We start from the raw sequence: 8,713 nt of genomic DNA on the forward strand, positions 1-8,713 counted from the left end.
GCCCGGAGGAGACGGACGACGACACGGCGGCCCTGGTCACCGTCGCCGCGAGCCACGTGGAGTCCGACCGCGCCCTCGCCTTCCTCGCCCGCTACGCCACCCACCCCTCGCTGGAGGTCCGCCGGCAACTCGCCTGGGCCTGGCGCCGTTTCGACACCGACGAGTACGCCGACGAGGTCATCGCCCGCCTCGACCCCGAGCGACTGTTCTTCACGGTCACCTCCGGTGCCGAGGTACGGGCCCTGCACCGCCTGGGCAGCCGCCCCATGGTCGAGGTCCGCGGCTCCCTGCCCCCGGCCGAGCTGCGTGCGGGGCTCGCCGGGACCCGGCTCACCGAGCTGATCGTCCGCGAGGAACATGCACTCACGGACCTGGACTTCCTGCGCGGCCAGCGCGAGATGCGCTACCTGCGGCTCACCAACTGCGTCTACCTCCGCGACGCCTCGGCGCTGGCCGGGCTGCCGCTGCACACCCTGATCCTCGATACGGTGCCGCTCATCGCCGATTCCGTACCCGAACTGCTCGCCGCCCTCCCGCGGTTGGAGCACCTGTCGCTCTCACCGGAGCGCCAGCGCCCGCTGGATCTCGCCGCGCTGCCGGAGCTGCCGCAGTTGCTGACGCTCAACCTGCTGACCGGCCACACCTCCGACCTGCGCCCCCTGGGCAGGCACGCCGAGCTGAGGTATCTCTACCTGGGCTGGCGGCACGAGCGCTCCGCCGACGACTGGCCGGCGCTGGCCGCGCTCCCGCGTCTCGAAGGGCTACGGTGCCGGCCGGACCTGCTCGCCGTCGCCCCCGCCGACGCCACGCTGCCCGCCGTCACCTTCCTCGGCCTGATCGACGACCGGCCCACCGGCGCACGCGACCTGGCCCGCATTCCGCCGCTCTTCCCGCAGCTCGACCACCTCGTGCTCGACCTGCCACCGGGCAACAGCCCGCTGAACCTCTCCCCGCTCGCCGGACTCGGCTCCCTGCGCGAGGTCTCCCTGCGCCCGCACATGAGAAACCTCCACGCCGGGCTCCCGCCCCACGTGGAGGTCACCTACCTCGCCGACTGAGCCGCAGGCTCAGCCCCGCTTCTTCTTCGGCTTCCACACCACCAGCGCACTCGTCTGCTGCACCTGCTGGTACGGCACCAGGTCCCGCCGGTACGACGCATGCACCTGCGCCTCCCGCTGCGCCATCGCCGACGCCGCGCCGTCCACCGCGTCCGTCAGCTCCGCCACCTTCGCCTGCAGCGCCGCGACCTGCGTCTCCAGCTCGATGATCCGCTTGATCCCGGCCAGGTTGATGCCCTCGTCCTGGCTCAGCGCCTGCACCTGCCGCAGCAGCGCGATGTCCCGCGCCGAGTACCGCCGGCCGCGCCCGGCCGTGCGGTCCGGGGAGACCAGGCCGAGGCGGTCGTACTGGCGGAGGGTCTGGGGGTGCAGGCCCGAGAGTTCGGCGGCTACGGAGATGACGTAGACCGGCGTCTCCTCGGTCAGCTCGTACGGGTTGCGGCCGCGCGGGCCGCCGCCTCCGCCGTTTCTGCCGTTCATCGTCGTCAAGCTCCCTTCGCGGCCTTGAACAGCTCCGCGCGCGGGTCCTCGCCCGCGGTCGCCTCCCGGTACGACTCCAGCGACTCGCGCGCCGTGCCGTCCGTCTCCTTCGGCACCGTCACCTCGACGGTGACGAGCAGGTCCCCGCGCGTGCCGTCCTTGCGGACGGCGCCCTTGCCGCGGGCGCGCATCGTACGTCCGTTGGGTGTGCCCGGCGGCAGCTTCAGGGTGACCGGCGGGCCGCCGAGCGTGGGCACCTTGATCTCGCCGCCGAGGGCCGCCTCCGGGAACGAGACGGGGACCGTCACCAGCAGGTTGTCGCCCTTGCGGCCGAAGACCGGGTGGCCGTCGACGTGCACGACGACGTACAGGTCGCCGCCGGGGCCGCCGCGTTCGCCCGGGCCGCCCTTGCCGCGCAGCCGTATGCGCTGCCCGTCCTGCACCCCCGCGGGGATGCGGACCTGCATCGTGCGGGACGACTTGGCGCGGCCGCTGCCCTTGCAGACGTCGCAGGGGTCCTGGGCGATGAGCCCGCGGCCCTTGCAGTCCACGCACGGGTCGGTGAGCGAGAAGCCGCCACCGCCGCCGCGGGAGACCTGGCCGGTGCCCACGCAGGTCGGGCAGACCCGCGGGGAGCCGTTCTTGTCGCCGGTGCCGGCGCATGTCTTGCAGGGGGCCGACGACGACATCCGCAGCGGGACCGTGGCGCCCTCGATGGCCTCCGTGAAGCTGAGCGTGACCTCGGACTCGATGTCCTGGCCGCGGCGCGGCTGCGTACGCCCGCCGCCGCGGTTGAACAGCCCGCCGAAGACGTCGCCGAGACCGCCGCCGAAGCCGCCGGTGGTGGTCTGGCCGCCGGCCCCGCCGGCGCCGCCGGGGCCGGAGCCGCCGAAGAGGTCGCCGAGGTCGAAGTTGAACGAGCCGTTGCCGCCCGCGCCGGGGCCCGGGCGGAAGCCGCCGTTGCCGAAGAGGGCGCGCGCCTCGTCGTACTCCTTGCGCCGCTGGGGGTCGCCGAGCACGTCGTTGGCCTCGGAGACCTCCTTGAAGCGCTCCTCGGCCGCGGCGTCGCCCTTGTTCGCGTCCGGGTGGAACTGCCGGGCGAGCTTGCGGTACGCCTTCTTGATCTCGGCCTCGGTGGCGTCCTTCGGGACGCCGAGAACCTTGTAGTAGTCCTTCTCGATGAAGTCCTTGGTACTCATTCCCGGCGTCCCTCCTCTCGTCCTCCGGCGGCGGCTACGGCGTCACCCCTCGTCCGGGCCACCGCTGTCCGTCTCTCCCCTGCCGGACTCGCCCTTCGCGGATCCGGAGGCGTCGGGGCCGCCGGCGTCCGCGGCGCCGGCGGACTCCGGTCCGCCGTCGTCCGCGTCGGCCTGCTTCTCGTCCGGCTTCTCGCCTTCCTTGCCCTGCGACCCCGACGACGCCCCCGGCTGCGGCTCCGCCACGGCGACCCGCGCGGGGCGGATCGTGCGCTCGCCGATCCGATACCCAGGCTGGAGAATCTGCACGCACGTCGTCTCGGAGACATCCGGCGAGTAGCTGTGCATCAGCGCCTCGTGGATCAGCGGGTCGAAGGGCTCGCCCTCCTTGCCGAACTGCATGAGGCCCATCTTGGCCACGACGGTCTCCAGCGACTCGGCGACCGACTTGAACCCGCCGACCAGCTCCTCGTGGTCCCGGGCCCGGCCGATGTCGTCGAGCACGGGCAGCAGTTCGGTGAGCAGGTTCGCGTTCGCGACCTCCTTGACCGCGACCCGGTCCCGCTCCACCCGCCGGCGGTAGTTCTGGTACTCCGCCTGCAGGCGCTGCAGGTCCTTCGTCCGCTCGTCGAGCGCCTTGCGGGTCTCGTCCAGACGAGCCGCAAGCGGGCTGTTCGCGTCCCCGTTCCCGGCGGCGGCACCCGGCGCGGCGGGCGTGCTGCCCGCCCCGTCCGGGCCGCCCTGCTGTGCCTCCGCTGTCTTTGCGTCGGTGGGGACGTCGGGCTTCTCCTCGAAGCCCGGGGTCTCCTCCGTCACGCGGCACCGTCCTTGGGCTTGTCGTCGTCCACGATCTCGGCGTCGACGACGTCGTCGTCGGCACCGGCGGGCGCGTCCTTCTGCGCCTGCTGCGCGCCCTCGCCGCCGGCGGCGGCGGCGCCACCGGACGCCTGGGCGTCGGCGTAGAGCGCCTGACCGAGCTTCTGGCTGGTGGCCGCGGCCTTCTCCGTGGCCTCGCGGATCGCCGCGGCGTCCTCGCCCTTCAGCGCCTCCTTGAGGTCGGCGACCGCGGCCTCGACCTCGGACTTCACGTCGCCGGGCACCTTGTCCTCGTTGTCCTGGAGGAACTTCTCGGTGGTGTAGACGACCTGCTCGCCCTGGTTGCGGGTCTCGGCGGCCTCGCGGCGCTTGTGGTCCTCCTCCGCGTACTGCTCGGCGTCGCGCATCATGCGCTCGATGTCGTCCTTCGGCAGCGCGGAGCCGCCGGTGACGGTCATCTTCTGCTCCTTGCCCGTGCCGAGGTCCTTCGCGGCGACGTGCATGATGCCGTTGGCGTCGATGTCGAACGTGACCTCGATCTGCGGCACGTTCCGCGGGGCCGGCGGCAGGCCGGTCAGCTCGAACATGCCGAGCTTCTTGTTGTACGCGGCGATCTCGCGCTCGCCCTGGAAGACCTGGATCTGGACCGACGGCTGGTTGTCCTCGGCCGTGGTGAAGGTCTCGGAGCGCTTCGTCGGGATCGTGGTGTTGCGCTCGATGAGCTTGGTCATGATGCCGCCCTTGGTCTCGATACCGAGGGACAGCGGGGTGACGTCGAGCAGCAGGACGTCCTTGACCTCGCCCTTGAGGACGCCGGCCTGGAGGGCGGCGCCGACGGCGACGACCTCGTCCGGGTTGACGCCCTTGTTGGCCTCCTTGCCGCTGGTCAGCTCCTTGACCAGTTCGGCGACGGCCGGCATGCGGGTGGAGCCGCCGACGAGGACCACGTGGTCGATCTCGCCCAGGTCGATGCGGGCGTCCTTGATGACATTGTGGAACGGCGTCTTGCAGCGCTCCAGGAGGTCCTGGGTGAGCTGCTGGAACTGCGCCCGGGTCAGCTTCTCGTCGAGGTGCAGCGGGCCCTCGGCGGAGGCGGTGATGTAGGGCAGGTTGATCGTCGTCTCGGAGGACGAGGACAGCTCGATCTTCGCCTTCTCGGCGGCCTCGCGGAGGCGCTGGAGCGCCATCTTGTCCTTGGCGAGGTCCACGCCGTGGCCGTTGTGGAACTGCTTGACCAGGTAGTCGACGACGCGCTGGTCCCAGTCGTCGCCGCCGAGGTGGTTGTCGCCGTTGGTGGCCCGGACCTCCACGACGCCCTCGCCGATCTCCAGCAGGGAGACGTCGAAGGTGCCGCCGCCGAGGTCGAAGACCAGGATGGTCTGGTCTTCCTTCTCCATGCCGTAGGCGAGGGCCGCGGCGGTCGGCTCGTTGACGATGCGCAGGACATTGAGGCCCGCGATCTCGCCGGCCTCCTTGGTCGCCTGGCGCTCGGAGTCGTTGAAGTACGCCGGGACGGTGATGACCGCGTCGGTCACCTTCTCGCCCAGGTACGCCTCCGCGTCCCGCTTCAGCTTCTGCAGGATGAACGCGGAGATCTGCTGCGGCGTGAACTCCTTCTCGTCGATCGGCTGCTTCCAGTCGGTGCCCATGTGGCGCTTGACCGACCGGATGGTCCGCTCGACGTTGGTGACCGCCTGGCGCTTCGCCACCTCGCCGACGAGCACCTCGCCGTTCTTGGCGAAGGCGACGACGGACGGCGTGGTCCTGGCGCCCTCGGCGTTGGTGATGACGCTGGGTTCACCGCCCTCGAGAACACTGACGACAGAGTTCGTCGTGCCCAGGTCGATGCCGACCGCACGTGCCATGTTGTCTATCCTCCGGACTCGGATGCTCTGCCTTGAGCTGGTCAGGCTCAAGAGTGCCATGGCGACCGCCCCGGGCGCAATTCACCTGAGTCAGCTCGACTCAGGTTTTGTGCGTCCATGCAGGTGGGAACTGGTTTTCGGGCTACGGGACGGAGCCCCCGGCGGCGCCGGGGGCGCGACGTACGTCACCGGCCGGGCGGCTTCAGAGGGCCGGGGGCGCCCGGGTACCCTCAGGCGGGGAAGCGATAAGTTACCGCTTAGTAGTAGCTGGGTAGGCCGGGTACAGGGCATGTAGCGGGCACGTACGCAGCAGGCACGCAGCACGCACCCAGCAGTTGCAGACACGCAGAGCAGACACGCAGAGCAGACTGGCCGAGGAGCCCTCCATGCAGCTCGCCGCCATCGTCGTATCGCTGGTGATCACCGCGGTCGGGACCGCGCTCTTCGCGCGCGCCATCGGGCAGATCATCAGCTTCGTCAAGCTCGGCAAGCCCATCCCCGCGGGCAGCCGCACGAACGACCCGCTCGCGCGCAGCATCACCCTGACCAGGGAGTTCCTCGGCCACACCCGGATGAACCGGTGGGGCGTCATCGGTTTCGCCCACTGGTTCGTCGCCATCGGCTTCCTCACCCTGGTGCTGACCCTCGTCAACGCCCTGGGGCAGCTGTTCGTCGCCGACTGGCTGCTGCCGGTGATCGGCGACTGGATCGTGTACGAGGTGTACGTCGAGTTCCTGGCGCTGATGACGACGCTCGGCATCCTCACGCTCATCGTGATCCGGCAGCTGAGCCTGCCGTCGAAGGCCGGCCGCAAGTCGCGCTTCACGGGCTCCACGATGTGGCAGGCGTACTTCGTCGAGTACGTCATCCTCGTCATCGGCATCTGCATCCTGGTGCTGCGCGGGCTGGAGGGCTCGCTGCACCACGATGGGGGTACCGCCCAGGCCGGAGGCTCTGGGGGAGGGTACGAGGCCGCGTACTTCGTGTCGTACCCGGTCACCGCCGCGGTCGACGGGCTGAGCACCGGCGCCGTACAGAACCTCGTCTACCTCGTCGCGATGATCAAGATCTCGGTCTCCTTCATCTGGGCGACCGTCCTCGGCCTCAACTTCACCATGGGCGTGGCCTGGCACCGCTTCCTGGCCTTCCCCAACATCTGGTTCAAGCGCAACGCCGACGGCGCGACCGCCCTCGGCGCGCTCCAGCCGATGGTCTCCGGCGGCAAGCCCATCGACTTCGAGACCGTCTTCGACGACGAGGACGGCGAGGAGGCGGTCTTCGGCGTCAGCCAGGTCGAGCACTTCTCCTGGAAGGGCATCCTCGACTTCTCCACCTGCACGGAGTGCGGGCGCTGCCAGTCGCAGTGCCCGGCCTGGAACACCGGCAAGCCGCTGTCGCCCAAGCTGCTCGTCATGTCGCTGCGCGAGCACGCCGCCGCCAAGGCCCCGTACCTGCTCGCCGGCGGCGGCAAGACGGCCGAGGGCGAGGAGAAGGCCACCGCGGAGCAGCTCGCGGACGTACCGGCCGAGGCGCTCGCCGAGGCGGAGCGCGCGCTGATCGGCACCGCGGCGGAGCAGGGCGTCATCGACCCCGACGTGCTGTGGTCCTGCACCACCTGCGGCGCGTGCGTCGAGCAGTGCCCCGTCGACATCGAGCACGTCGACCACATCGTCGACATGCGCCGCTACCAGGTGATGATCGAGAGCTCGTTCCCGTCCGAGGCGGGCACGATGCTGAAGAACCTGGAGAAGAAGGGCAACCCCTGGGGGCTGGCCAAGAAGCAGCGGCTGGAGTGGACCAAGGAGCTGGCGGCGGACACGGGCATCGAGATCCCGGTCGTCGGCAAGGACGTCGAGGACCTCTCCGAGGTCGACTACCTGTACTGGGTCGGCTGCGCGGGTGCGCTGGAGGACCGGGCGAAGAAGACCACCAAGGCGTTCGCGGAGCTGCTGCACATCGCCGGGGTGAAGTTCGCGATCATGGGCGGCGACGAGAAGTGCACCGGCGACTCGCCGCGGCGCCTGGGCAACGAGTTCCTCTTCCAGCAGTTGGGCGAGGAGAACGTCGCCATGCTCAACACGGCGTTCGGCGCTGAGTCGGAGAGCGGCTCCGCCGCGGGCTCGGACGAGGCCGAGAAGGCGAAGAAGAAGATCGTCGCCACCTGCCCGCACTGCTTCAACACCATCGCCAACGAGTACCCGCAGCTCGGCGGCCACTACGAGGTCGTCCACCACACGCAGTTGCTCCAGCACCTCGTGGACGAGGGCCGGCTGGTCCCGGTGACGCCGGTCGAGGGGATCATCACGTACCACGACCCCTGCTACCTGGGCCGGCACAACAAGGTCTACACGCCGCCGCGCGAGATCATCGCCAAGGTCCCGGGCGTACGGAACGAGGAGATGCACCGGCACAAGGAGCGCGGCTTCTGCTGCGGCGCGGGCGGCGCGCGCATGTGGATGGAGGAGCGCATCGGCAAGCGGATCAACGACGAGCGCGTGGACGAGGCGCTGTCGCTGAACCCGGACATTCTGTCCACGGCGTGCCCTTTCTGCCTCGTGATGCTTACGGACTCCGTAAACGGCAAGAAGAACGCGGGAACGGCAAAGGAGTCGCTGGCCGTCGTGGACGTGGCGCAGCTCCTGCTGGACTCGGTGAGGACGCCGGCGGAGGAGCCGCCCGCGGACGGCGCCGGGGCGGTGGAGAGCGAGCCGGAGCCGCAGCCGGCGACGTAGGGGGACGCAGGGGGGACGCAGAGGGACGCAGCAGGAGACGGACCCGGCAGGGAGCGGTACGCGGCGCCGGCGGCGGCACCGCGGCACACCACAGGCAACCCCCCACGGCGGCCGGCCCCGTGAGCCATACGGGGCCGGCCGTGGGGTATTGGCGCAAGCGTTGGTACAACCATCGCCGGGCGAGGCGTGTCGTATGACGCGGGAATGAACGCAACCCGCTCGTCGACCGCCACCGGAAGGACCCCCCATGCGCATGCGCACCCTCGCCGCGTTGACCGCCTGCCTCGCCACCGCCGGCACGGCGGCCGTCGCCGCCCCGGCGACGGGAGCGGAGGAGGGGGGTGCCACGGCTCGTACGGCATCCGCCGCCGCGGACTCCGCCGACGCCTCAGCCGTCTCCGCCGTCTCCGCCGCCGACGCCCGTGCCGTACGGGCCGACTTCGACGGCGACGGCTACGACGACCTCGCCACCGGCGCCCCCGGCGGCAAGGTCTCCGGCCACACCGAGGCCGGCTACGTCCTCGTCAGCTACGGCTCCGCGGACGGCGTCGCCGCCCCCGCGTCCA

Annotated in this window: 5 protein-coding genes and 2 pseudogenes; 3 read left to right on the top strand and 4 right to left on the bottom strand. The window is 70.8% G+C overall.

Annotated features, from left to right (window positions below; all coding sequences use genetic code 11):
* Nucleotides 1-1,058: pseudogene (locus tag H5J30_RS09920) on the top strand (NACHT domain-containing protein); the annotation flags it as partial.
* A gap of 9 nt (nucleotides 1,059-1,067) precedes the next feature.
* Here H5J30_RS09920 and H5J30_RS09925 read toward each other — a convergent pair.
* The 4 genes from H5J30_RS09925 to dnaK are packed head-to-tail and all read right to left on the bottom strand — an operon-like array spanning nucleotide 1,068 to nucleotide 5,415.
* Nucleotides 1,068-1,538, bottom strand: coding sequence for a heat shock protein transcriptional repressor HspR (locus H5J30_RS09925; protein WP_181787054.1), 471 nt, complete (start codon nucleotides 1,536-1,538; stop codon nucleotides 1,068-1,070).
* Nucleotides 1,539-1,543: 5 nt separating this feature from the next.
* Nucleotides 1,544-2,737: a molecular chaperone DnaJ gene (gene dnaJ / locus H5J30_RS09930; protein ID WP_181787055.1), complete on the bottom strand. Its 1,194-nt coding sequence runs from the start codon at nucleotides 2,735-2,737 to the stop codon at nucleotides 1,544-1,546.
* A gap of 42 nt (nucleotides 2,738-2,779) precedes the next feature.
* Complete coding sequence (gene grpE / locus H5J30_RS09935; protein WP_181787056.1) at nucleotides 2,780-3,550, bottom strand: nucleotide exchange factor GrpE; 771 nt, start codon at nucleotides 3,548-3,550, stop codon at nucleotides 2,780-2,782.
* Nucleotides 3,547-5,415, bottom strand: a complete 1,869-nt coding sequence (dnaK, locus tag H5J30_RS09940; RefSeq protein WP_181787057.1) for a molecular chaperone DnaK — start codon at nucleotides 5,413-5,415, stop codon at nucleotides 3,547-3,549. The genes grpE and dnaK overlap by 4 nt, the downstream gene beginning before the upstream one ends.
* Nucleotides 5,416-5,801: 386 nt before the next feature.
* Between dnaK and H5J30_RS09945 the strand changes: the two genes are divergently transcribed.
* Both H5J30_RS09945 and H5J30_RS09950 read left to right on the top strand, forming a co-directional pair.
* Nucleotides 5,802-8,147, top strand: a complete 2,346-nt coding sequence (locus tag H5J30_RS09945) for a (Fe-S)-binding protein (RefSeq protein ID WP_181787058.1) — start codon at nucleotides 5,802-5,804, stop codon at nucleotides 8,145-8,147.
* 247 nt (nucleotides 8,148-8,394) lie between these two features.
* A pseudogene (locus tag H5J30_RS09950) lies at nucleotides 8,395-8,713 on the top strand (FG-GAP repeat protein); the annotation flags it as partial.

Origin of the sequence: Streptomyces phytophilus, assembly GCF_013870535.1 — a bacterium.
Classification (GTDB): domain Bacteria; phylum Actinomycetota; class Actinomycetes; order Streptomycetales; family Streptomycetaceae; genus Streptomyces; species Streptomyces phytophilus.